The organism is Streptomyces sp. T39 (assembly GCF_008042045.1).
Classification (GTDB): Bacteria; Actinomycetota; Actinomycetes; order Streptomycetales; family Streptomycetaceae; genus Streptomyces.
This window is the reverse complement of sequence record NZ_RDBP01000012.1, coordinates 140,581-163,378: the sequence shown is the minus strand read 5'-3', so window position 1 is coordinate 163,378 and position 22,798 is coordinate 140,581. Positions and strand designations below refer to the sequence as shown.

At 71.4% G+C, this 22,798-nt stretch carries 18 protein-coding genes and 3 tRNA genes; 14 read left to right on the top strand and 7 right to left on the bottom strand.

Annotated features, from left to right (window positions below):
• Positions 1-29 precede the first annotated feature (29 nt).
• Both EAO77_RS01625 and dnaG read left to right on the top strand, forming a co-directional pair.
• Positions 30-1,292 (top strand): NAD(P)/FAD-dependent oxidoreductase, encoded by a 1,263-nt coding sequence (locus EAO77_RS01625; protein WP_147986346.1) that lies wholly within the window; start codon positions 30-32, stop codon positions 1,290-1,292.
• 34 nt (positions 1,293-1,326) lie between these two features.
• Positions 1,327-3,240 carry a DNA primase gene (dnaG, locus tag EAO77_RS01620; protein WP_147986345.1) on the top strand — a complete coding sequence of 638 codons (1,914 nt, stop codon included), beginning with the start codon at positions 1,327-1,329 and terminating at the stop codon, positions 3,238-3,240.
• Between the two features lie 148 nt (positions 3,241-3,388).
• Here the strand turns inward: dnaG and EAO77_RS01615 are convergent, their stop codons facing one another.
• Together EAO77_RS01615 and EAO77_RS01610 are read right to left on the bottom strand one after the other, a co-directional pair.
• Positions 3,389-3,631: a hypothetical protein gene (locus EAO77_RS01615; protein ID WP_147986344.1), complete on the bottom strand. Its 243-nt coding sequence runs from the start codon at positions 3,629-3,631 to the stop codon at positions 3,389-3,391.
• A 53-nt stretch (positions 3,632-3,684) separates the two neighbouring features.
• Entirely contained in the window at positions 3,685-4,008 is a 324-nt protein-coding gene (locus tag EAO77_RS01610) for a hypothetical protein (RefSeq protein ID WP_147986343.1), read from the bottom strand.
• A gap of 97 nt (positions 4,009-4,105) precedes the next feature.
• On the opposite strand from EAO77_RS01610, the gene EAO77_RS01605 reads away from it, so the two are divergent.
• On the top strand, positions 4,106-5,293 hold the full coding sequence (locus EAO77_RS01605) for an RNA polymerase sigma factor (protein WP_410088183.1): 1,188 nt from the start codon (positions 4,106-4,108) through the stop codon (positions 5,291-5,293).
• A gap of 73 nt (positions 5,294-5,366) precedes the next feature.
• Here the strand turns inward: EAO77_RS01605 and EAO77_RS01600 are convergent, their stop codons facing one another.
• From EAO77_RS01600 to EAO77_RS01585, 4 genes are all read right to left on the bottom strand, one after another.
• A complete protein-coding gene (locus EAO77_RS01600) occupies positions 5,367-7,307 on the bottom strand; it encodes an ABC transporter ATP-binding protein (protein WP_147986341.1) in 1,941 nt (646 codons plus the stop codon).
• Positions 7,304-9,037 (bottom strand): ABC transporter ATP-binding protein, encoded by a 1,734-nt coding sequence (locus EAO77_RS01595; RefSeq protein ID WP_147986340.1) that lies wholly within the window; start codon positions 9,035-9,037, stop codon positions 7,304-7,306. Before EAO77_RS01595 ends, EAO77_RS01600 begins: the two co-directional genes overlap by 4 nt.
• A 137-nt stretch (positions 9,038-9,174) precedes the next feature.
• Positions 9,175-10,620, bottom strand: coding sequence for an FGGY family carbohydrate kinase (locus EAO77_RS01590; RefSeq protein ID WP_147986339.1), 1,446 nt, complete (start codon positions 10,618-10,620; stop codon positions 9,175-9,177).
• Positions 10,621-10,656: 36 nt separating this feature from the next.
• Positions 10,657-10,956, bottom strand: a complete 300-nt coding sequence (locus EAO77_RS01585; protein WP_147986338.1) for a YtxH domain-containing protein — start codon at positions 10,954-10,956, stop codon at positions 10,657-10,659.
• Positions 10,957-11,128: 172 nt separating this feature from the next.
• Between EAO77_RS01585 and EAO77_RS01580 the strand changes: the two genes are divergently transcribed.
• From EAO77_RS01580 to EAO77_RS01570, 3 genes are all read left to right on the top strand, one after another.
• Positions 11,129-11,201: transfer RNA gene (locus tag EAO77_RS01580), tRNA-Asn, on the top strand.
• Positions 11,202-11,206: 5 nt separating this feature from the next.
• A tRNA-Asn gene (locus EAO77_RS01575) sits at positions 11,207-11,279 on the top strand.
• A gap of 224 nt (positions 11,280-11,503) precedes the next feature.
• Positions 11,504-11,580: transfer RNA gene (locus EAO77_RS01570), tRNA-Ile, on the top strand.
• A 196-nt stretch (positions 11,581-11,776) separates the two neighbouring features.
• Here EAO77_RS01570 and EAO77_RS01565 read toward each other — a convergent pair.
• Positions 11,777-12,118 carry a beta/gamma crystallin domain-containing protein gene (locus EAO77_RS01565; RefSeq protein ID WP_147986337.1) on the bottom strand — a complete coding sequence of 114 codons (342 nt, stop codon included), beginning with the start codon at positions 12,116-12,118 and terminating at the stop codon, positions 11,777-11,779.
• A gap of 567 nt (positions 12,119-12,685) precedes the next feature.
• Here EAO77_RS01565 and EAO77_RS01560 point away from each other — a divergent pair.
• From EAO77_RS01560 to EAO77_RS01525, 8 genes are all read left to right on the top strand, one after another.
• Positions 12,686-15,433 carry an ATP-binding protein gene (locus EAO77_RS01560; RefSeq protein WP_147986336.1) on the top strand — a complete coding sequence of 916 codons (2,748 nt, stop codon included), beginning with the start codon at positions 12,686-12,688 and terminating at the stop codon, positions 15,431-15,433.
• 106 nt (positions 15,434-15,539) lie between these two features.
• A complete protein-coding gene (locus tag EAO77_RS01555) occupies positions 15,540-16,373 on the top strand; it encodes an alpha/beta fold hydrolase (RefSeq protein ID WP_147986335.1) in 834 nt (277 codons plus the stop codon).
• A 101-nt stretch (positions 16,374-16,474) separates the two neighbouring features.
• A complete protein-coding gene (locus EAO77_RS01550) occupies positions 16,475-17,056 on the top strand; it encodes a sigma-70 family RNA polymerase sigma factor (protein WP_147986334.1) in 582 nt (193 codons plus the stop codon).
• 240 nt (positions 17,057-17,296) lie between these two features.
• Positions 17,297-17,770 (top strand): Dps family protein, encoded by a 474-nt coding sequence (locus EAO77_RS01545; RefSeq protein WP_147986333.1) that lies wholly within the window; start codon positions 17,297-17,299, stop codon positions 17,768-17,770.
• A gap of 243 nt (positions 17,771-18,013) precedes the next feature.
• Positions 18,014-19,210, top strand: a complete 1,197-nt coding sequence (locus tag EAO77_RS01540) for a serine hydrolase domain-containing protein (protein ID WP_147986332.1) — start codon at positions 18,014-18,016, stop codon at positions 19,208-19,210.
• 340 nt (positions 19,211-19,550) lie between these two features.
• The gene (locus EAO77_RS01535; RefSeq protein ID WP_147986331.1) at positions 19,551-20,390 is read left to right on the top strand and encodes an alpha/beta fold hydrolase; all 840 of its coding nucleotides are present in this window, start codon (positions 19,551-19,553) and stop codon (positions 20,388-20,390) included.
• Positions 20,391-20,491: 101 nt separating this feature from the next.
• Positions 20,492-21,325: an alpha/beta fold hydrolase gene (locus EAO77_RS01530; protein ID WP_147986330.1), complete on the top strand. Its 834-nt coding sequence runs from the start codon at positions 20,492-20,494 to the stop codon at positions 21,323-21,325.
• 453 nt (positions 21,326-21,778) lie between these two features.
• On the top strand, positions 21,779-22,618 hold the full coding sequence (locus tag EAO77_RS01525; protein ID WP_147986329.1) for a MerR family transcriptional regulator: 840 nt from the start codon (positions 21,779-21,781) through the stop codon (positions 22,616-22,618).
• The last annotated feature ends 180 nt before the right edge of the window (positions 22,619-22,798 follow it).

The following is a 22,798-nucleotide window of genomic DNA, read 5'->3' as shown; positions in this document are numbered from 1 at the left end:
CCGAACAGGACCTGAAGAGGAGGCAACACGTGGTCGACGCACATCGGACCTTCGTCATCGTCGGCGGTGGACTGGCCGGCGCCAAGGCGGCCGAGACACTGCGCGCCGAGGGGTTCACGGGGCGGGTGATCCTCATCGGCGACGAGCGCGACCGGCCCTACGAGCGTCCGCCGCTCTCCAAGGGGTTCCTGAACGGCAAGGAGGAGCGCGACAGCGTCTTCGTCCACGAACCCGGCTGGTACGCCCGCTCCGAGATCGAGCTCCACCTCGGCCAGACCGCCGTCTCCATCGACCGCGCGGCCAAGGCCGTCCGCCTCGGCGACGGCACCGTGCTCCACTACGACAAACTGCTCCTCGCCACCGGCGCGGAACCCCGCCGCCTCGACATCCCGGGCACCGGCCTGGCCGGCGTGCACCATCTGCGGCGCCTCGCCCACTCCGACCGGCTGCGCCGGGTGCTCGCCACCCTCGGACGCGACAACGGGCACCTGCTCGTCGCCGGCGCCGGCTGGATCGGGCTGGAGGTCGCCGCCGCCGCCCGCGGGTACGGCGCCGAGGTCACCGTCGTGGAACCGGCGCCGACCCCGCTCCACGGCGTCCTCGGGCCCGAGCTCGGCCAGGTCTTCGCCGACCTCCACCGCGAACGCGGCGTGCGGTTCCACTTCGGCGCCCGCCTCACCGAGATCACCGGCCAGGACGGCATGGTCCTCGCCGCCCGCACCGACGACGGCGAGGAGCACCCCGCGCACGAGGTCCTCGCCGCGATCGGCGCCGCCCCCCGCACCTCCCTCGCCGAGACCGCCGGGCTGGAGCTCGCGGACCGGGCCCACGGCGGCGGCATCGCGGTCGACGCCCGGCTGCGCACCTCCGACCCCGACATCTACGCCGCCGGCGACGTCGCCGCCCACCAGCACCCGCTGATCGGCACCCGGCTGCGCGTCGAGCACTGGGCGAACGCCCTGAACGGCGGCCCGGCCGCCGCCCGCGCCATGCTCGGCCAGGACACCGTCTACGACCGGGTGCCGTACTTCTTCTCCGACCAGTACGACCTCGGCATGGAGTACTCCGGCTGGGCCCCGCCCGGCTCGTACGACCAGGTCGTGCTCCGCGGCGACGCCGGCAAGCGCGAGTTCATCGCCTTCTGGCTGAGCGAGGGCAGGGTGCTGGCGGGGATGAACGTGAATGTGTGGGACGTCACCGAGGAGATCCAGCGCCTCGTCCGGTCCGGGTCCCCGGTGGACCCCCAGGCCCTGGGCGACCCCGCCGTCCCCCTCGCCTCGCTCGCCGGCTGACGGGAGTGCCGTGGCGCCGCCGTAGACTTCCCCCGTGGCAGGCAGGATCAACGACGACGACGTGAAGGCGGTACGGGACGCGGTCCCGATCGACGCCGTCGTGTCCGAGTACCTCCAGCTGAGGAACGCCGGCGGCGGCAACCTCAAGGGACTGTGCCCCTTCCACGACGAGAAGTCCCCCTCCTTCCAGGTCAGCCCGAGCAAGGGCCTGTTCCACTGCTTCGGCTGCCAGGAGGGCGGCGACACCATCGCCTTCGTGATGAAGATCGACCACCTCTCCTTCTCGGAGACGGTCGAACGCCTCGCCGCCCAGGCGGGCATCACGCTGCGGTACGAGGAGGGCGGCTACAACCCGACCCACCAGCGCGGCGAGCGCATCCGCCTGGTCGAGGCCCACAAGATCGCCGCCCAGTTCTACGTCGAGCAGCTGGACGGCGCCGAGGCCGAGACCGGGCGGACGTTCCTCGCCGAGCGGGGCTTCGACCAGGCGGCCGCCCAGCACTTCGGCGTCGGCTACAGCCCGGCGGGCTGGGACCACCTGACCCGGTACCTGCGCGGCAAGGGCTTCAGCGACAAGGAGCTGCTGCTCTCCGGCCTCTCCCAGGAGGGCCGCCGCGGCCCCATCGACCGCTTCCGCGGGCGGCTGATGTGGCCGATCCGGGACATCACCGGGGAGGTCGTCGGCTTCGGCGCGCGCAAGCTCCGCGAGGACGACAACGGACCGAAGTACCTGAACACCCCCGAGACGGCGATCTACAAGAAGTCGCAGGTCCTGTACGGCATCGATCTCGCCAAGAAGGAGATCGCCCGCACCAGCAGCGCCGTCGTCGTCGAGGGGTACACCGATGTGATGGCCTGCCACCTCGCGGGCGTCACCACCGCCATCGCGACCTGCGGCACCGCCTTCGGCGGCGACCACATCAAGATCCTGCGGCGGCTCCTCATGGACAACGCCACCGCCGAGGTGATCTTCACCTTCGACGGCGACGCGGCCGGGCAGAAGGCAGCCCTGCGCGCCTTCGAGGACGACCAGAAGTTCGCGGCCGAGACCTCGATCGCGATCACCCCCGGCGGCATGGACCCGTGCGACCTGCGCCTCGCCCAGGGCGACGACGCGGTGCAGAAGCTCGTCGAATCCCGCACCCCGCTCTTCGAGTTCGCCATCCGGCAGATGGTCACCCGGCACAACCTGGAGACCCCCGCCGGCCGGGCGGCCGCCCTCGACGAGGCCGCGCCCGTCGTCGCCGCCATCAAGAACGTCGCCATCCAGCACGAGTCGGCCGTCCAGCTGGCCGGGATCCTCGGCATCCTGGACACGCAGTTCGTGGTCAAGCGCGTCGCCCAGCTGGCCCGCTGGGCCCGGGAGCGCGGCGGCAACGGCCGCGGGCCCGGCGGCCCCGGGCCCGACCGCAGGGCCCGGGCGTTCGAGGCGCCGGCGGCGCCGCACGCCCCGTCCGGCCCCGCCCTCAACCTCCGCAGCCCCGCCCACCGCACCGAGCGGGAGCTGCTGAAGCTCGCGCTCCAGCACCCGGCCCTGGTCTCCCCGGCCTTCGACGCCTACGGCACGGACGAGTTCACCGCCCCGCCCTACGCGGCGGTCCGCCAGACGATCATGGAGGCCGGCGGCGCGGAGTCGGGCTGCGAGGACACCCCCGGCTACCTCGCCCGGGTCCGCGACACCGCGCCCGACGACTCGGTGCGCGCCCTCGTCACCGAGCTCGCCGTCGAGGCGATCCACGCACGCGCCGTCGACGAGGTGTACGCCGGCATGCAGCTGGTCCAGGTCCGGCTGCGCGCCGTCGACCGCCGCATCGCCGACGTCCAGGGCACCCTCGCCCGCCTCGGCACCGGCGGCGACCCCGAGCGGTACGCCGCCGTGGCGAACGAGCTCTGGGTCCTCCAGCAGTACGGTCAGGCCCTGCGCAACCAGGGCGCGGCGGCGCTGTGACCGCCCCGCCCTGAGCGGCGGCGGCCCCGTTCCTCCGGCGCGGTGCCCGCCTGCCCGTGCCCGCAGACCTGTGCCCCCCGCCCGCGCCGGGGGCGCCCGGCGTCCGACCCGCGCCGGACCGGGCCTGCGCTCCGGGCGGCCGGGCCGGTCAGCGCCCCGCGAAGGCCGGCCGCACGGCCGTCACCAGCCGCCGGGCGTACGCCTCCCCGGTGTCGGCCGGCACCGGCGGCTCGGCCGGGAAGTGGTGCCACTCCACATGCCGGACCGCATCCTCGACATCCTCCAGGCGCACGACGCCGGGTGCCCCCGGCGGCCACTCGCCGGAGAGCCGCAGCGCCTCCGTGAGCAGCGGCAGCGGCAGCGGCAGCGGGTGCCGCTCGGCCGGCAGCACCGCGTCGTGGAGATTCCCTGCCCCGCGGGTACGTGTGTCGTCCAGCGGAAGCTTCAGACGGTGCTCGAAGCAGCCGTCGGGGCCGTGGCGACCTCCGCGGCCCAGGGCGTCGTCTCGGTCTTCACCCGCGCCGGCGCGAAGCCGGCCTTGCGCAGTCCGGTCACCAGTCCGTGGGCGGCGGCCTGTTGCGCCGCGAGGCCGTCGCCGCCCCGCAGCGTCAGCATCGGCCGCGACACCATCCGCCCCCGCGCCGGCACGATGTGCGTCGCCTTCGGCCCCGCCGTCCGCGCCCCCGCGTCCAGCCGCCCACGGCCGGGCTCTCCGTCGCACCGGACGGTCACAGGGGTCTCGTACGTCTCGTCGCCGCCCCTCGGCATCGGCCGATCCTGCCAGACCCCCACACATGGGGGCATCCGAGTAACCGTCCGGTCACACCGGGTCCCAGAAAGTCGCCGCACGCCCCTCGTGGCGGGGATGTGTCGTACCCCACACTGGGTGGCGGTGCCTGAGCCCTCGGAAGCTGCCGCAAGCCCCCCGACCGGCAGCGATCACCCTGGAGGTCGCGTGCAGACCCAGATCCTGACCGAGCCCGAGACCGAACCGGCCATGGCAGCGGCCGTCGCCCCGGTCGGGCAGGTGCCCGCGCAGGGCCGGCCCGACGGCCTTCCCGAGGCCGTTCCCGACGAGCCCCTCGTGGAACTCGAAACACCCGAGCCGCCGCGGCCCACCGGCCGGGCCGCCGACGGCTCGGGTCCCTCCTCGGACCTCTTCCGCCAGTACCTGCGCGAGATCGGGCGCATCCCGCTGCTCAGCGCGGCCGAGGAGGTCGAGCTCGCGCGGCGGGTGGAGGCCGGTCTGTTCGCCGAGGAACGCCTCGCCCGGACGCCCGACCCCGATTCCCGGCTCGCCGTCGATCTCGACCGCCTCGTCGTCATGGGCCGGGTCGCCAAGCGGCGGCTGATCGAGGCGAACCTGCGTCTGGTGGTCTCCGTCGCCAAGCGCTACGTCGGACGCGGCCTCACCATGCTCGACCTCGTCCAGGAGGGGAACCTGGGCCTCATCAGAGCGGTGGAGAAGTTCGACTACGCCCGGGGCTACAAGTTCTCGACGTACGCGACCTGGTGGATCCGCCAGGCCATGTCCCGCGCGCTCGCCGACCAGGCCCGCACCATCCGGGTGCCCGTCCACGTCGTCGAACTGATCAACCGCGTGATCCGCGTCCAGCGCCGCATGCTCCAGGAACGCGGCTACGAGCCCACCGCCGAGGAGGTCGCCGCCCAGCTGGACCTGGCGCCCGAGCGCGTGGGCGAGGTGCTGCGGCTGGCTCAGGAACCGGTGTCGCTGCACGCGCCCGTCGGCGAGGAGGACGACGTCGCGCTCGGGGATCTGATCGAGGACGGCGACGCCGCGTCCCCGGTCGAGTCGGCGGCCTTCCTGCTGCTGCGCGAGCACCTGGAGGCGGTGCTCTCCACGCTCGGCGAACGCGAACGCAAGGTGGTCCAGCTGCGGTACGGCCTCGACGACGGCCGCCCCCGCACCCTGGAGGAGATAGGGCGGCTGTTCGGGGTGACCCGCGAACGCATCCGCCAGATCGAGTCGAAGACGCTGAACAAGCTGCGCGACCACYCCTTCGCCGACCAGCTCCGCGGCTACCTCGACTGACCCGGAGACGGGCCGTGCCGCCGCGCCGGGGAGGCACGGCGGCACGGCGGCCGACACGACGGGCGGTGCCGGGCTACTCCACCTCCACCACCGCCTGCGCGAACTGCGCCGCGTGGAGCCGGGCGTAGGCCCCCTCCCGCGCCAGCAGCTCCTCGTGCGTCCCCTGCTCGACGATCGTCCCGTCCTCCATGACCAGGATCACGTCGGCGTCCCGGATCGTGGAGAGCCGGTGCGCGATCACGAAACTGGTGCGCCCGTGGGACAGGCGCGCCATCGCCTTCTGGATCAGCACCTCGGTGCGGGTGTCGACCGAACTGGTCGCCTCGTCGAGGACCAGGATGACCGGGTCCGACAGGAACGCCCGTGCGATGGTGATCAGCTGCTTCTCGCCCGCGCTCACCCCCGCGCCCTCGTCGTCGATGACGGTGTCGTAGCCGTCGGGGAGCGTCCGCACGAACCGGTCGGCGTGCGCGGCGCGCGCCGCCTCCTCGATCTCCTCGCGGGTGACCTCCCGGGAGGCGCCGTAGGCGATGTTCTCGGCGATCGTGCCGCCGAACAGCCAGGTGTCCTGGAGGACCATCCCTATGCCGGAGCGCAGCTCCTCGCGGGACATCGCGGCGATGTCGGCGCCGTCGAGGGTGATCCGCCCGCCTGTGACCTCGTAGAAGCGCATCAGCAGATTGACGAGCGTCGTCTTGCCCGCGCCCGTCGGCCCGACGATCGCCACCGTGTGACCGGGTTCGACCGTGAGCGACAGATCCTCGATCAGCGGCTTCTGGGGGTCGTAGCGGAACGCCACCTTCTCCAGCGCCACCCGGCCCTCGGGCCGGTCCGGCCGCACGGGCCGCGCCTCGGCCGGCGCGTCCGGCTCCTGCTCGTCGGCGTCCAGCAGCTCGAAGACCCGCTCCGCGGACGCGACACCCGACTGCACCAGGTTCGCCATCGACGCGACCTGCGTCAGCGGCATCGAGAACTGCCGCGAGTACTGGACGAACGCCTGCACGTCACCGATCGACAGCGAGCCCGAGGCGACCCGCAGCCCGCCGACCACCGCGACCAGCACGTAGTTGATGTTGGACACGAAGAACATGACCGGCTGCATCATGCCGCTGTTGAACTGCGCCCGGAATCCGGCCTCGTAGAGCGCCTCGTTCTGCTCGGCGAAGTCCCGCGCGGACTCGTCCTGCCGCCCGAAGACCTTGACCAGCGTGTGCCCGGTGTACATCTCCTCGATGTGCGCGTTCAGCGTGCCCGTCGACTTCCACTGCTGCACGAAGTGCGGCTGCGACCGCTTGCCGATCCGGGCCGCGACGAACACCGACAGCGGCACGGTCACCAGGGCGACCAGCGCCAGCAGCGGGGAGATCCAGAACATCATCACCAGCACGCCGACGATGGTGAGCAGCGAGTTGATCAGCTGCCCCATCGACTGCTGGAGCGTCTGCGAGATGTTGTCGATGTCGTTGGTCGCGCGGCTGAGCACCTCGCCGCGCTGCTTCCTGTCGAAGTACGACAGCGGCAGCCGCGCCAGCTTCGCCTGCACGTCCTCGCGCATCCGGTAGACGGTCCGGTTGATCACCTTGATCGACAGCCGCGTCGACACCAGCATCAGCAGGCCCGCCCCGAGGTACACGGCGAGCGCCAGCAGCAGCACCTGGCCGACGGCGCCGAAGTCGATGCCCTCGCCCGGGGTGAAGTCCACGCCGGCGAGCATGTCCGCGAGCGAGCCGTCACCGTCCGCCCGGACGCCCTCGACCGCCTGCTCCTTGGTGGCGCCCTCGGGCATCTGCCGCCCGACGACCCCGGCGAAGACCAGGTCGGTCGCCGCTCCGAGGATCTTGGGGCCGACCACCGACAGGGCGACGGAGAGCACCCCGGCGCACAGCATCAGCCACAGGGCGGCCCGCTCGGGCGCGAGCTGCCGCAGCAGCCGTCTGCCCGAGCCCTTGAAGTCCATCGAACGGTCGGCGGGGGACCCGCCGGCCATCATCCGTGCAGCACCCGGCCCGCTCATGCGGCCTCAGCCTCCGTCAGCTGCGAGAGAACGATCTCCCGGTACGTCTCGTTGCCCTCCATCAGCTCGTGATGGCTGCCCGTCCCGACGACCCGGCCCTCGTCGAGGACGACGATCCGGTCCGCGTCACGGATCGTCGACACCCGCTGCGCGACGATCACCACGGTCGCGTCGGCCGTGCGGGCCGCGAGCGCGGCACGCAGCGCCGCGTCCGTCGCGTAGTCGAGCGCGGAGAAGGAGTCGTCGAACAGGTAGATCTCCGGCCGCTGCACCAGCGTGCGCGCGATGGCGAGGCGCTGGCGCTGACCGCCGGAGACATTGGTGCCGCCCTGCGCGATGGGGGAGTCGAGCCCGGCGCCGAGCGCCCGGACGAAGTCGGCGGCCTGCGCGACCTCCAGCGCCTGCCACAGCTCCTCGTCGCTCGCGTCCGGGTTGCCGTAGCGCAGGTTGGTGGCGACGGTGCCGGTGAAGAGGTACGGCTTCTGCGGCACCAGCCCGACCGTCCGCGCCATCAGCGCCGGGTCCAGGGTGCGCACGTCGACGCCGTCCACGAGCACCTCGCCGCCCGTCACGTCGAACAGCCGGGGCACCAGGCCCAGCAGGGTCGATTTGCCGCTGCCCGTCGAGCCGATGATCGCCGTGGTCTCGCCGGGACGGGCGACCAGGGACACCGACCGCAGCACCGGCTCCTCCGCGCCCGGGTAGCGGAAGTCGACGTCCCGTACCTCCAGATGACCGTGCGCGCGCAGCTCGCGCACCGGCGCCTTCGGCGGGACGACGCTGGACTCGCTGTCCAGCACCTCCTGGATGCGCTCGGCGCACACCTCGGCGCGCGGCACCATCATGAACATGAAGGTGGCCATCATCACGGCCATCACGATCTGCATCAGGTAGGCGAGGAACGCGGTGAGCGCGCCGATCTCCATCCCGCCGCTGTCGATCCGGTGCGCGCCGAACCAGACGACGGCGATCGACGACACGTTGACGACCGTCATGACGATCGGGAACATCAGCGCCATCAGCCGGCCCGTCGACAGCGACACGTCCGTCAGCTGCCCGTTGGCGCCCCGGAAGCGCTCCGTCTCGTAGCCGTCGCGGACGAACGCCCGGATCACCCGGTTTCCGGTGATCTGCTCGCGCAGCACCCGGTTCACCGTGTCCAACCGCTCCTGCATGGTGCGGAACAGCGGCCGCATCCGCTTCACGATCAGCGAGACGGAGATGCCGAGCACCGGCACCACGGCCAGCAGCACCGCCGACAGCCGCACGTCCTGCCCGAGCGCCAGCACGATGCCGCCGACGCACATGATCGGAGCCGAGACCATCAGCGTGAACGCCATCAGCACCAGCATCTGGACCTGCTGGACGTCGTTGGTGGTACGGGTGATCAGCGACGGCGCCCCGAAGCGGCCGACCTCACGGGCGGAGAAGCTCTGCACCCGCCCGAACACGTCGGCCCGCACGTCCCGCCCGAGCGCGGACGCCGTGCGCGCGCCGTAGAAGACGGCCCCGATGTTGCACAGCACCTGGACGACGCTGATGACGATCATCAGGGCGCCGAGGGACAGGATGTAGCCCGTGTCCCCCTTCACGACGCCGTCGTCGATGATGTCCGCGTTGAGGGTCGGCAGATAGAGGGTGGCGCTGGTCTGCAGCAGTTGCAGCACCACCAGAAGGACGATGGGTCTCTTGTACGGACCCAGATAGGTCCGCAGAAGTCGTATCAGCACACGTGTCTCTCGGCTCGGCACGATCGGGGGTTGGATCCACCCATCTTCCGACACCGAGTCGGCGAACCTCCCGGGATTTTCCCCAAACCCCGGTCAAGAACGGACCGTGCCGGGCGGGCCGCGCCGCCCGGCACGGATCACATGCCCTGGGAGAACGCCCCCGGGTGGATCTGCTCCCGCGTGGCCCGGTACTGCTGGCGCACCGCCATGCCCACGTCCGCGTCCTCGCCCGCCTCGAACACCTGCGCAGCGGCGCCCTGCCAGGCCGGCGGGGCCGCGGGGGAGAGGGTCCCCTGCGCGACGCCCAGGGCCCAGGCCGCCTGACGGGCCGCGCCGAGGGCGGCGTAGTCCGCGGGCTGCGGCACCACGACCTGGGCGGCGAGCACGGCGGGGGCCACGGCCTGCACCGCGGGCAGCTCGGCGGCGGCGCCCAGCAGGAACACCCGCCGCACCTCCACCCCGCGCCCGCGCAGCACGTCCAGGGCGTCGGCCAGCGAGCACAGCATGCCCTCGAAGGCGGCCCGCGCCAGGTGCTCCGGCTTCATCGACTCGCGCCGCAGCCCGCTCAACGTGCCCGCGGTGTGCGGCAGCTGGGGTGTGCGCTCACCCTCCAGGTACGGGAGCAGCACCAGCCCGGAGGCCCCGGGCGTCGACTTCACGGCGAGGGCGGAGAGTTCGTCGAGCGACTCGACCCCGAGCATCTCGGCCGTCCCGCGCAGGGCACGGACGGCGTTCAGGGTGTGCACCACGGGCAGGTGCATCCCGGTCGCGTCGGCGAACGAGGTGATCATCCCGGTGGGGTCGGCGAGCGCCTCGTGGTGGACGGCCATCACCGAGCCGGACGCCCCGAGCGACACCACGGCGTCACCGGTGCCGACGCCCAGCCCGAACGCGGCGGCCATCGTCTCGCCCGTACCGGCCGAGATCAGCAGCCCCTCCGGAGTGGTGCCCGCGGCCTCGGCCGGGCCGAGCACCTCGGGCAGCGCGCACGGGTGACCCAGCGCGGTCTCCACCAGATCGGGGCGGTAGGCGCCCGTGCCGGCCGACCAGTAGCCGGTGCACGAGGCGCCGCCGCGATCGGTGGTGCGGCGGGCGGGCCTGCCGAGCAGCTGCCACACCAGCCAGTCGTGCGGCTGCATCACCGCGGCGACCCGCTGCGCCGCCTCCGGCTCGGTGCGGGCCAGCCAGCGCAGCTTGGCGACGGGCTGGGCCGCCTGCGGCACCGACCCGACGGCCTCGGCCCACGCCTGCCGGCCGCCCAGGGCGTCCACCAGATCGGCGGCGGCGACCTGGGCGCGCCGGTCGTTGCCGAGCAGCGCGGGGCGCACGGGGCCGCCCTGCGCGTCGAGGGTGATCAGGCCGTGCTGCTGGGCCGATACACCGATGGCCTGCACGCCCTCCAGAAGCCCGCCGCCCGCGGCCTCGCCGAGCGAGAGCAGCCAGGCCTGCGGGTCGGCTTCGGTGGACTTCGGCTCCAGCGGGTGCGGCGCGTATCCCTGGCGCAGTACGGCGCCCGTGTCCGCGTCACAGACGACGATGCGTGTGTACTCGGACGAACTGTCCAGTCCTGCGACTATCCCCATGTCCGGAATTCTGCCGTACGCGCGGGGGCCGGCGGGTCAGGTGTTGGTCGTTCCCCAGTCGTCCTCGGTGCCGGAGCCGCGTTCACGCAGCGAGCGCACCCGGTCGGCGACCGACTCGGGGACGCGGTCGCCGACCTTGTCGCTCACCGCGTGGAACGCCTTGCCCGCGGCCTCGCGGCCGTTGTGGGCCGCGGACTCGGCCGCGTTGCGCACGGCGGGGTTCTGGGAGATCTGTCGCGCGGACTTCTTGAGCTGCTCGTACCGCTCGCGCCCGGCACGTGCGCCGAGCACAAAGCCGAGGGCCAGTCCGGCGACGAACGTGAGCTTGTACCGCATGGGTGTCACCTTCCGTTGCGTCGGTGCTGCCCGCCTACCCGTCCCGGCGCCAGATCACCCTGCGCGGAACCGATTGGCGGAGCACCCCCCTGCTTGCGCTAATGTATGTGTCGCAGCGAGCGCACGCCCTCCGGGACGCATCCGGTAGGTACGTTCGGTGCACACGCAGCAATCCCCTGTAGCTCAATTGGCAGAGCAGCCGGCTGTTAACCGGCAGGTTACTGGTTCGAGTCCAGTCGGGGGAGCGCGATCCCCTGTAGCTCAATTGGCAGAGCATTCGGCTGTTAACCGGAGGGTTGCTGGTTCGAGTCCAGCCGGGGGAGCGGAGACGAAGAGGGCCCCCGGGGGCCCTCTTCGTCGTTCGTGCCGGGGCGTGTCCCGGATGTGTTCCGTGCGACATCCCGTGTCCTGTGCACGCGATGCGGGAACCGGGCGGCGACCAGCGGAGTCCTCATGGTCAGGCGATGCCGACCATACGAGGCAGGAGATCGTATGACCGGCTATGCTACGGCGGACGGCGCGCACACATGTGCGCGACGCGCCGTTAGGGGCGGTAGCTCAGCCGGTTAGAGCAGCGGACTCATAATCCGTCGGCCGTGGGTTCGAGTCCCACCCGCCCCACCAGGGCCCCCAGGCAGAATCGTTCTGACCTGGGGAATCGCTTTTTCTGGAACCGTTTTCCGTGCGGCGTCCGCCTCCCGGAGGTGCGGCGACCGCGGGTCCCCCTCGAGAGGCGGCACCGAACGGACTCAACGGACCGGCCACAGCGACGTGATCGCTGACGAGGGCACGCTGTCACCCCGTTCGCACCGGCTTGCCGCTACCAGATCCTGATCTTCGTGATCTTGTGGATGGGCTCACCGGGGGCGGTGCCGAAATGCCACTTGTCCACGGTCGCGCTGGTCGCCGGAGCCCCGAGCCTCGGCACGTACTCGAAGGTGACCTTGTTGTCTCCGGTCCAGATCTGGTCCACGCCGTAGATCGCCACGCTCTGCACTCCCGCGTTGGCGAAGCAGAGAGAGCCGCCTGCGTTGTGAAGCGACAGGAGGCCCAGTCCCTTGCATTCGGTGCGGTTGATGGCGGACGCCGACGAGGCAGGCAGCACGACGGCCATGGCCCCAGCCGCCGCGACTACCGCGAGGCGTGTGATGAAGCGCTTCACTGGTGTGTTGTTCCTTCCATGGTGGTGTGGTGCCGCAGTGGGCCGGAGCGCACGGCGGCATCGCAGGGACGCAGGCACGTCCCATCAGCGCAACGTGGAAAAGGGCACTCCCGTTCACCACTCGGGCACCTTGCTCCGGTCGCTTTCTCTCTGAGCTGTTCACGCGCTCGGTGCAGGCAGACGGAATCGGCCGCGGCGAACGCCGGGTGTCGTGCGGCGTCGGCGCGCCGGGGAGGGCCGACACATCACGCCGGAGGCCATGGAGCGCACCGGCGCCGCCCGCCAGATCCTGTCCTGCGATCGCAGGGCGGCGAAGACGCCGCCCCCTCCGGTCCCCGCGCATCGACGAGGAACCGGCCGCCCGCCACCACGACACCGCCACGGGCGGCGGCCCTTGGGGGCGCGGACCGCGGTAGTTCCCACCCGGCTGCGTGCATACCATTGCACGAACGGCATCCAGGTCAGGCCTGTCCGATCGCCCGCCGTCGGAGATGCCGCCGAGTTGCCTGGCGACGCGAGGACGTGGAGTCCTCGGCTGCCGGGAGCCGCAGAGAATCGGAGTGAGACATGCAGAGGCGGGTGCTGCTGGGGCGCGAGACGGAGCGTCGCGCGCTGGCTGCCCTGGTCGAGCAGGGAGCCGCCGGGTCGGGCGGCGCGACGGTGATCACCGGCGCGCCGGGGATCGGTAAGTCGGCACTGGTCGCAGAGGCCGCGGCCGTGGCAGCGCGCGGGGGAACCCATGTGATCACTGCTGTCGGGGTCCAGTCGGAGGAAAACCTGCCCTGTGCCGGGCTGCACCAGCTGGTTCACCAACTGCGCGACGGGATCGACGACTTGCCGGGGCGCCAGCGTACCGCGCTGCTCGCCGCCGTCGGGCTCGTCGACGAGGCCGTCCCCGATCTGTACCTCGTAGGCCTGGCCGCGCTGACCTTGCTGACGGACGCGGCGGCAAAGGCTCCGCTGCTCGTGGTGGTCGAGGACGCCCACTGGATGGATCATGCCAGCCTCGATGTGCTCGGGTTCGTGGCGCGGCGGATCGAGTCCGATCCCCTCGTCCTGGTCGCCGTCACCCGGCGCCTTGACGACCGCCTCAGTAGCGCCGGCCTGCCCGTGCTGCACCTGGGGCCGCTGACGGACGAGGTGTCGGGTGAGGTGCTGGACGCGGTGGCCCCCGGCCTGGGACAGCAGGTCAGGCGGCGACTCCTGGAGGAGTCCGCCGGGAACCCGCTGGCGCTCACCGAGCTGCCGGTCGCGCTGCGGTCGGTCGGCGGAGCGTATGCGCTCAACCCTGGTCCGTTGCCGCTGACCGCACGGCTGGAGAGGACCTTCACGGCGCGTGTCTCCCGCCTTCCGGCCGACACCCGTGCGCTCCTGCTCCTCTCGGCTCTCAACGGTGACGGAACCATGGACGAATGCCTCGCCGCAGCGACCCGGATGCTCGGGAGGGTGGTCGACGTCTCCGCTGGTGAGGCAGCGATCAGCGCGGGCTTGGTGGAAGCCCGGGGAATGGCCTTCAGGCACCCGCTCGTCCGCTCGGCGATCTACCACGCCGCTACCGCCGCGGAACGGCAGGCCGCACATGACGCTCTGGCCGCCGCACTCCAGAGCCAGCCCGACCGGCAGGCATGGCACCGCGCCGCCGCCACCGCTGGTCCCGACGAACAGGTGGCAAGGGATCTGGACTCCACTGCCGGCAGAGCCCTGCGGCGAGGCGGTGTCGCCGCAGCCCTTGCCGCGCTGAGGCGTGCGACGGAGCTGACGAAGGACCCGTCCGCGCGGGCGGACCGGCTGCTCCGGGCGGCGGAGCTCGCGCTGGAGTCGGGCCAAGGAGACGTCGCGGCACATCTGCTGGCCCAGGCGCGCTCACTGGACCTTTCGGTCCGGGACCAAGGCCGCGCGGCCTGGGTCAGCATCGCTCTGGCCGAGGGGACTCGGGGCGAGGGCGCCGCGACCGCCGAGCTGGCCGATCTGGCGGTCGAGATCGCCGCTGAAGGCGAACCGACGCTGGCGCTGCGCATGCTGTGGGGCGCGGTCCTGCAGTGCTTCTGGGGAGAGCCGGGGCCGGCCGCCCGCGAGCGGGTCGCCGCCGCCGCCGACCGGATGCCCGTACACACCGACAACGCCGACCTGGTCGCTCTGCGGGCCTACTCGGTGCCGGTCGAGCGTGGGGGAGCGGTCATGGAGGACCTGGCGGGTCAGCTGGAGCGTGCGTCCGAGAACGCAGAGGGCGACCAGCTTCTGGGGGGCGCCGCCGTGACGGTGGGCGCCCCCGCCCTGGCAAGCCGGTTGACGACGAGGTCGCTCGACGCCCTCCGGGCGCAAGGCAGGCTGTCGATGCTGGCCCGCGCCCTCTGCGTCCAGGCGGGGAGCGCCGCCCGGCTGGGTGACGTACGCGCCGGTTCCCTCGCCGCGGAGGAGGCCGCGTCGCTCGCCCGAGAGACCGGTCAGCCCCTCGTGCACGCGATGGTCAATGCCATCCGCGCGCAACTGGCCGCCGTCAGCGGCGACCCGGCGGCGGAGGCGTGGGCGGCGGAAGCGGAACGCGCGGCGCTTCCCAGCGGAGGGCGCCCCGTGCTGGCCATCCTGCAGACGGCCCGCGGCCAGGCGGCACTCTGCCAGGGCCGCTACGGCGACGCGTTCGGCCACCTGCACCGCGTCTTCGACCCGGCTGACCCTTCCTTCCATCCTTGGCTGCGCTTCTACGCGGTCGCGGAGCTGGTCGAGGCGGCTGTGCGCAGCGAATCGGCGGAGGTGGCGCGCGACATCGTGCGGGAGCTGACCCCACTCGGGGAAACGACGTCTTCGCCGGCCCTGCTCTGCGGAGTGCGACTTGGCCGGGCTCTGCTGAGTCCGCAGGATGCCGCCGAGCCGTTGTACAGGGCGGCCCTCGACGCGGTCCCCACGGACTGGCCGTTCGAGCGGGCGCGGGCGCGCCTCGCTCTGGGCGAGTGGCTGCGGCGGCACCGGCGGCCCGCGGAGTCCCGCGCCGCCCTGCAGGCCGCACGCGAGATCTTCGACGCCCTCGGCGCGTCGGCGTGGGCGGAGCGGGCACGGCAGGAGCTGCGCGCCGCGGGCGCGTCGTCCCCGCGCCAGGACCCGGCCGCGGTCGACCGGCTGACCTCGACCGAGCTGCATGTCGCCCAGCTTGCCGCGCAAGGTCTGACGAACCGGGAGATCGGCGAGCGGCTGTACGTCTCGCCCAGGACGGTGAGCACCCATCTCCAGCGGATGTTCCCCAAACTGGGCCTGACGTCCCGCGGCGAGCTCGCCGCGGTGCTGGGCGGCGCGATGACGTACCCCGACGGCGCGACGTGATGACGTACGCCGAAGACGTACTCCGACGGACGCGGGCCCGCCTGCTCGTTTCCTAGGTTGGTGCCATGCCCGGTCCGCACACGGCGGACGGGTGGGAAGGCACACCATGGGGACCATCACCGTCGGAACCGAGGGTTCGACCGGCATCGAGCTCTACTACGAGGACCACGGGTCGGGGCAGCCGGTCGTCCTGATCCACGGTTACCCGCTGGACGGGCAGTCGTGGGAGAAGCAGACCGATGCGCTGGTCAAGGCCGGATACCGCGTCATCACCTACGACCGCCGCGGCTTCGGCCGGTCGAGCAAGACCATGACGGGCTACGACTACGACACCTTCGCCGCCGACCTGGACACCGTACTGACGGAACTGGACCTGCGGGACGTGGTTCTCGTCGGGTTCTCGATGGGCTCGGGCGAGGTCGCCCGCTACCTCGGCGTCCACGGATCGCAGCGGGTGGCGAAGGCGGCGTTCCTCGGTTCGCTCCAGCCGTTCCTGCTGCAGGCGCCGGACAACCCCACCGGTGTGCCGCAGAGCGTCTTCGACGGCATCGCGGAAGAGGCGGAGGCCGACCGCTACGCCTGGTACGAGAGCTTCTTCGTCGACTTCTTCAACACCGACGAGACACTCGGGTCGCGGCTCAGCGAGGCCGCGCTGCGGGCGAACTGGATCACTGCCGTCGGCTCGGCGCCCATGGCGGCGTACGCGTGCGTCCCGGCGTGGCTGACGGACTTCCGGGCCGACGTGGAGCGCATCGATGTGCCGTCGCTGATCCTGCACGGGACCGCCGACCGCATCCTGCCGATCGACGCCACGGCTCGTGAGTTCCGCCGCCTCCTGCCCGAGGCGCGTTATGTCGAGATCGACGGCGCTCCGCACGGGCTGCTGCTCACCCACGCAGCCGAGGTCAACGCCGCTCTGATCGACTTCCTCGCCGTCTGAAAGCCGGCGCTCCTCCCCTGGTGAGGAGCACGTGGGTGAGCTGTTCTCCGCGCATGCGGGTGAGAACGCCACGGAACACTTGAACAGGATTGGGCGCCTCCATGAACGGGATCACGGGAACGGGGGTCACTGCCGCCGTTCCGACTGCGTCGCAGGCCGGGCACCTCGCCGCGGACACCGACTGCGACGCCTTCATCCAGGACATCTACGACCAGTACGGACCTGTGCTCGTCCGCTACGCCACGCGGCTGCTGGACGGCGACTGGCACAAGGGGGAGGACATCTTCCAGGAGACCGCGGCCCGCGCCTGGACGCACGCCCGCTTCCTGGGCAGCCGCAACGAACGCCTCAGACCCTGGCTGTTCACCGTGACCAGAAATCTCGTCATCGACCACTACCGGGCACGCCGGATCAGGCCGCTGGAGCTCATGCCCGTCGAGGAGCTGGACACGTCCAGTGACAGCACGGCATCCACCATCAACTCCCATGGGGTGGTGCAGGCATTGGCGGAGCTCAACGAACAGCAGCAGACCGTCATCCGCCTCATGTACGTCCTGGAATGCAGCGTCGATCAGGCTGCCGAGCATCTCGGCATACCGCCCGGCACGGTCAAGAGCCGCGCCTTCTATGCCGTGCGGGCGTTGCGCAGGGCGCTGGAGAAGCAGGGGATTCTGGGGGTGTAGCCGGCGAGGCCACGTGTCCCCCTGAGCGCTCCACTGCCTCGAGGCGGCTGTCGCCGCGTGCCGCGTGCGTCACCGACGAGAGCAGACGGGCGCACTCCCCCCGTCGTCTCCCCCTCTCACGGCGACCTCGTCCAGACCGATCGGCGCCCCCGGAAACGAGCTGTGCACGTTTCTGCCGACGCCGGTCGCCGGCGTCCGCCACCAGGGCGCCGGTACCTCTCACGAAAGGACCACACTCCTGTGCCGGTCATCGACAACCCTCTGCCGGAGCGCGACCGCGAGACCGCGGGTGCGGCGCTCCAGGCGACCCTGGCCGACCTTCTCGATCTGTCCCTGGTGGCCAAGCAGGCCCACTGGACTGTGTACGGCCCGCGTTTCCGCTCGGTCCACGTCCAGCTCGACGAGGCCGCCACCGTCGCCCGGAACCACGCCGACACGGTGGCCGAGCGCGCGGCTGCCCTGGGCGTCAGCCCGGACGGACGGGCCGGGACCATCGCGGGAGCCAGCGGCGTGCCCGCCCTTCCGCCGGGCTGGACCAAGGACAGCGACGCCGTCGAGGCTCTGGTGCACGCGCTCTCCGCGGTGATCGAACGACTGCGTGAACGCATCGTCGAGGTGGGCCCGGTGGATGTCGTCACCGAGGACCTCCTCATCGGACTCACCTCCGATCTGGAGAGGCAGAGCTGGATGTTCCAGGCGGAGAACCGGGTCTGAGAACCCGGCCTGCCCGGCCCCCGCGAGCGGTCCTCGCCCCGTGCCCCCGGCGTCGGGCGGAGATCGCGTCGTGGTCAGGGTCACGCCTCGGTTCCGTCGAGGGCGACGCCACCGTGCTGCGTAGCCCCACCGTGCCGCACCGGCATGTGAACAGATGTCATGACCTGTAGTGATACATGAACCGCCATGAGGTCCGGCCCGTCGAGTGAGGGAACGGGGTTGTCGTCAGAAGTGGAGAGAAGCATGGTCGTCGAGGGAACGAGCACTGACCGGTTCGAACCGGTACGAGCGGCGCTGGCAGCGCACCTCGAAGCGGGCGAGGAGCTGGGAGCGTCGATCGCCGTCGATGTGGACGGCGTCATGGAGGTCGACCTCTGGGGTGGCTACGCGGACGCGGCGCGGACCGTTCCGTGGCAGCGGGACACATTGGTGAGCCTGTGGTCGACCACGAAGACCCTCACCAGCCTCGCGGCGCTCGTCCTCGTCGACCGGGGCGCACTGCATCTGCACCGCCCGGTCGCGCACTACTGGCCCGAGTTCGCCGCCAGAGGGAAGGAGCACATCGAGGTGCGGCACGTCCTTGCCCACGCCTCGGGGCTTTCCGGCTGGGAGCAGCCCTTCTCCGTCGAGGATCTCTACGACTGGCCCACCGCAAGTGCCCGGTTGGCGGCGCAGGCACCCTGGTGGGAGCCGGGCTCCGCTTCCGGCTACCACGTGCAGACCCAGGGGCAACTGGTGGGAGAGCTCGTCAGGCGGGTCAGCGGCCTCAGCCTGAAGGAGTTCGTCGCCACCGAGATCGCCGAGCCGTTGCAGGCCGATGTCCAGATCGGTGCGCGCCGGGCCGACTGGCCGCGCATCGCCGATCTGGTGACCCCCGCACAACTGGGCGGTATACCCGGCGGACTTGATCCCGAGGGAGTGTTCACCAGGACGCTGCTCGGAAGTCCCGCCCGTGACGAGCACGTCGACACCCCGCAGTGGAGGTCCGCCGAGCTCGGTGCCGTCAACGGGCACAGCAACGCACGGGGCCTGGCACGAGCGCTCTCCGTCATCTCGCGGCGGGGGCAGGCCAATGGCCCCCGGCTTCTCTCCGAGAAGACGGTGGACCAGGTGTTCGAGGCACAGACGGACGGAGTCGACCTGTTCCTGGGCGTTCCCGTCCGCTGGGGCATGGGCTACGCACTCTCCGATCCGAGGACGATGCCGCACATGCCCACCGGGAGGATCTGCTTCTGGGTCGGTCGGGGCGGTTCGATCGTCATGATGGACCTCGACCGGCGCGTCACGTTCTCGTACACGATGAACCGGGTGGGCGACGGGATCCTCGGCTCGGAGCGCACCCACAGCTACCTCAGGCACGTCTACGAAGTTCTGGAGCCCACCGGCCGCGGTGTGCCCGCGGACCCGGCCACGGGGCCGGCCGCGCCGGGAAGCCGCTGACCGCAGCACCCCGCACGACCCCCATGTCCGTGAACGAACGTCCGTCTCCGGATGAACCCGTCCGCTCGCCCTCTCGTAGGACAGGACGAAGGACGCTCCTCGCCCGCCGACCGGGCGAGGCCGATGCCTCAGGACCACCCGGGCCGCAGCCCGGCAGCCGCTCTCCGGGCCGCTGCCGCCCTGCCGCCACCCGCGGTCCGGTCCGCTGCGCTCACATGGCGCGGACGGACGCACATCAACCCGTCACCGGCGGAGCAGACCGGCCCCGTTCCTCGAACGCGCCCTGCGCCGTCTCCACGGTCCGTCGAGGACCACTGACCACACACGAGGAATTCCTCCCATGCGCAACACCCGCCACGCCCGTCCGGGCAGCAGATCCGCGCTGCTCGGTGTCACCGCGGCCGTCGGACTGTCCGTCGCCGCCGTCACCCTGCCCACTGCGGCCGACGCGACGCCCCACCGCCCCGTACGTCCGACGATCGTGCTGGAACACGGAGCGTTCGCCGACGCCGCGAGCTGGGACGGTGTCGTCGCCCGGCTCCAGCGGGCGGGCTACCCGGTCGTGTCCGCCGCGAACCCGCTGCGTGGTCCGGCGACCGATGCCGCCCATCTGCGCAGCGTCCTCGACCACATCGACGGGCCCGTGGTCCTGGTCGGCCACTCCTACGGCGGCACCGTCATCAGTCAGGCCGCCGCAGGCCTCGAAGACAAGGTCAAGGCACTGGTCTACATCGCGGCGTTCCTGCCCGACACCGGCGAGAGCTCGATCGGACTGACGAACAAGTTCCCCGGCAGCACCCTCGGCGAGGCCGTCGAGTCCGTCAACTACACCCTGCCCGACGGCGGTCAGGGCGCTGACGTCTACATCGAGCCGGAGAAGTTCCGGAGCCAGTTCGCCGCGGATGTGCCGAAGGACAAGGCCGGGCTCATGGCTGCCGGGCAGCGTCCGATCGCCGCCGCCGCTCTGGAGGAGAAGTCCACCCGGGCCGCCTGGAAGACGATCCCCTCCTGGTCGCTGGTGACCACGGAGGACCGCAACATCCCCGTCGCCGCCCAGCGCTTCATGTCGGCCCGCGCCGAGGCCCGCACCACGACCATCGACGCGTCTCACGCGGTGTCCGTATCCCGCCCGGAGGCTGTCACCCGCATCGTCGAGCAGGCGGCCCGCACGGTCCGATGACCGACGGCGCCGCCCAGCCGTTCACCGCACCTCACCTCACAGCCGTGCCCGACCGGGCACGTCACCATCAGACGCACTCACACCGGAAGGCAGCGCACACCATGGCGTTCATCACCGTAGACCAGGAGAACTCCGCCAGCGTCGAGCTGTACTACGAGGACCACGGCACGGGGCAGCCGGTCGTGCTGATCCACGGCTACCCGCTCGACGGCCACTCCTGGGAGAAGCAGTCCGCCGCACTCCTGTCGGCCGGCTACCGCGTGATCACGTACGACCGGCGTGGTTTCGGCCGCTCCAGCCAGCCCACCACCGGCTACGACTACGACACCTTCGCCGCCGACCTGAACGTGGTCCTGGAGACCCTCGACCTCGACGACGTGGTTCTGGTGGGCTTCTCCATGGGTACCGGCGAGGTCGGCCGTTACCTGGGCACCTATGGCTCCGCCCGCATCGCCAAGGCCGCCTTCCTCGCCTCCCTCGAACCCTTCCTGCTGAAGACCGACGACAACCCCGGCGGCGTCGACGGCAGCATCTTCCAGGACATCGAAGGTGCCGTCACCGCGGACCGCTACGCCTACTTCACCGAGTTCTACGAGAACTTCTACAACCTCGACGAGAACCTCGGCACCCGCATCAGCGAGGAAGCCGTCCGCAACAGCTGGAACGTCGCCGCCGGCGCCTCCTCGTACGCCTCGCTGGCCTGCGTGGCGACCTGGTCGACCGACTTCCGTGCAGATGTGGCCAAGATCGACGTCCCGGCACTGATCCTGCACGGCACCGCCGACCGCATCCTCCCCATCGAGGCCACCGGGGAACTCTTCCACCAGGCACTTCCGCAGGCCGACTACGTCGTCATCGACGGCGCCCCCCACGGCCTGCTGTGGACCCATGCCCAGGAAGTCACCGACGCACTCCTCGCGTTCCTCGCCGCCTGACCGGCGGCCGACGCCCCGCCTGCCGCGAGAGGGCACGCGGCCGGTTACGCACCGGGCGGGAACCTGAGCCGTAGCCCGGTTGCTGCACGACAGGACCGTGAGCCCCGCGAACCATGCCGTCGGGCCGGCGACAGGAGTCGACGCGCATCATGGCAGCAGCACGACCGGGCAGCCGGGCTGGGACCTGGCCCGGCCGGACTCCGCGACACGGGACGCCCGCCCCACGGGCCGGGCGGGCGTCCCGCCGGTGACTGCACCGGTCGCGTGCGGGGTGTCGCAGCGGTCGCCGCAGAAGAGCAGCAGGTCTGGGACCGTGGGCCACGGATGCCGACCGGACACGCACACCGTTCACCCGAGGGACCTCGACGTGGCGCGGGCCGACAGGCCGGGTACCTTCCATGGCTCGGGCCCGGTACTGGACCTTGCAGCCACTGCAAGGCCGAGGATGGCAGCATGTTGTCGATCAGTGATTTCAGCGAGATGTGCGACCTGCCGCCGCAGACACTTCGGTACTACCACGCCGCAGGCCTGCTCGTTCCTGCCGATGTCGACGAGCGGACCGGCTACCGCTCCTACACGTTCGATCAGGTCGAACGGGCCATGCTGATCACTGCGCTGCGCGGCACAGGTATGAGCGTGACGCTCGTCCGACGCGCTCTCGACCAACCCGACGAGGCACTCGGCCTCCTGAGGCAGCACGTGACGGAGGTGCGACAGCAGCGCCGAACCCAGGACGAGGACATCAGAGACGCACGTGAGTTGCTTGCGTCGCCTCCCGAGGCGGTCCTGCGCCACGTGGACGAGATGACCGTGGCGTCGAAGCCGGTGCCGCGTCCGGCCGGGCGCAACCGGTACGACTGGAATGCGGCTGATGCCGCCGTCACTTCCGCGGTTCAGGAAGTGGTGAGGGCCGTGGAGTCGTGCGGAGCGGTGGTGACCGGGACGTCCTGGCGAACCCTGGCCGCCGGGACCCCGGAGCAGAAGAGCCGAATCCTTGCCGGTGAGGGACCGCACTGGCTGGTCGGAGTCCCCGTCGAAGCGGACGAAAGGACGTTGGCGTCTCTACCTGCCGACATCGGGGTGGAGACGTTCGAGGCCCGGGACGAGCTGTCAATCTTCATGCCGGGCAGGAGCTCGATGGCCAAGCACGGCACTGCGCTCTCGCGTCTTCTCGCGTACCCCTTCGACGCCGCATACGTCGACACCTTCCGTATGCGCCACCTGCTGCACCCCCACGGGGTCGAAACGGCCATGGCCGTAAGCGAGTTCCGCGAGCCGAGCGCCGTCGAGTGACATGTGAAGGTCCGCCTCCGTGGTGTTTCCGCAGGTGAGAGGCGTCACGCTGGTGGGTTCGAGTCCCTCCCGCCCCACTGCACGCCAGGCGGGCGGAATCGTTCACAGCTGCCGGACAGCCGGCAGCGGCCCGTGGTGACGGCGGGCGGCCACGGAAGGGAATGCCCCCGGAACGTCCCA

Coding starts and splice junctions, on each gene's coding strand:
- EAO77_RS01530 (WP_147986330.1), top strand. CDS start 20,492: ATGGCGTTCATCACCGTAGACCAGGAGAACTCCGCCAGCGTCGAGCTG.
- EAO77_RS01555 (WP_147986335.1), top strand. CDS start 15,540: ATGGGGACCATCACCGTCGGAACCGAGGGTTCGACCGGCATCGAGCTC.
- EAO77_RS01590 (WP_147986339.1), bottom strand. CDS start 10,620: ATGGGGATAGTCGCAGGACTGGACAGTTCGTCCGAGTACACACGCATC.
- EAO77_RS01535 (WP_147986331.1), top strand. CDS start 19,551: ATGCGCAACACCCGCCACGCCCGTCCGGGCAGCAGATCCGCGCTGCTC.
- EAO77_RS01585 (WP_147986338.1), bottom strand. CDS start 10,956: ATGCGGTACAAGCTCACGTTCGTCGCCGGACTGGCCCTCGGCTTTGTG.
- EAO77_RS01550 (WP_147986334.1), top strand. CDS start 16,475: ATGAACGGGATCACGGGAACGGGGGTCACTGCCGCCGTTCCGACTGCG.
- EAO77_RS01540 (WP_147986332.1), top strand. CDS start 18,014: ATGGTCGTCGAGGGAACGAGCACTGACCGGTTCGAACCGGTACGAGCG.
- EAO77_RS01600 (WP_147986341.1), bottom strand. CDS start 7,307: ATGAGCGGGCCGGGTGCTGCACGGATGATGGCCGGCGGGTCCCCCGCC.
- EAO77_RS01610 (WP_147986343.1), bottom strand. CDS start 4,008: ATGCCGAGGGGCGGCGACGAGACGTACGAGACCCCTGTGACCGTCCGG.
- EAO77_RS01525 (WP_147986329.1), top strand. CDS start 21,779: ATGTTGTCGATCAGTGATTTCAGCGAGATGTGCGACCTGCCGCCGCAG.
- EAO77_RS01560 (WP_147986336.1), top strand. CDS start 12,686: ATGCAGAGGCGGGTGCTGCTGGGGCGCGAGACGGAGCGTCGCGCGCTG.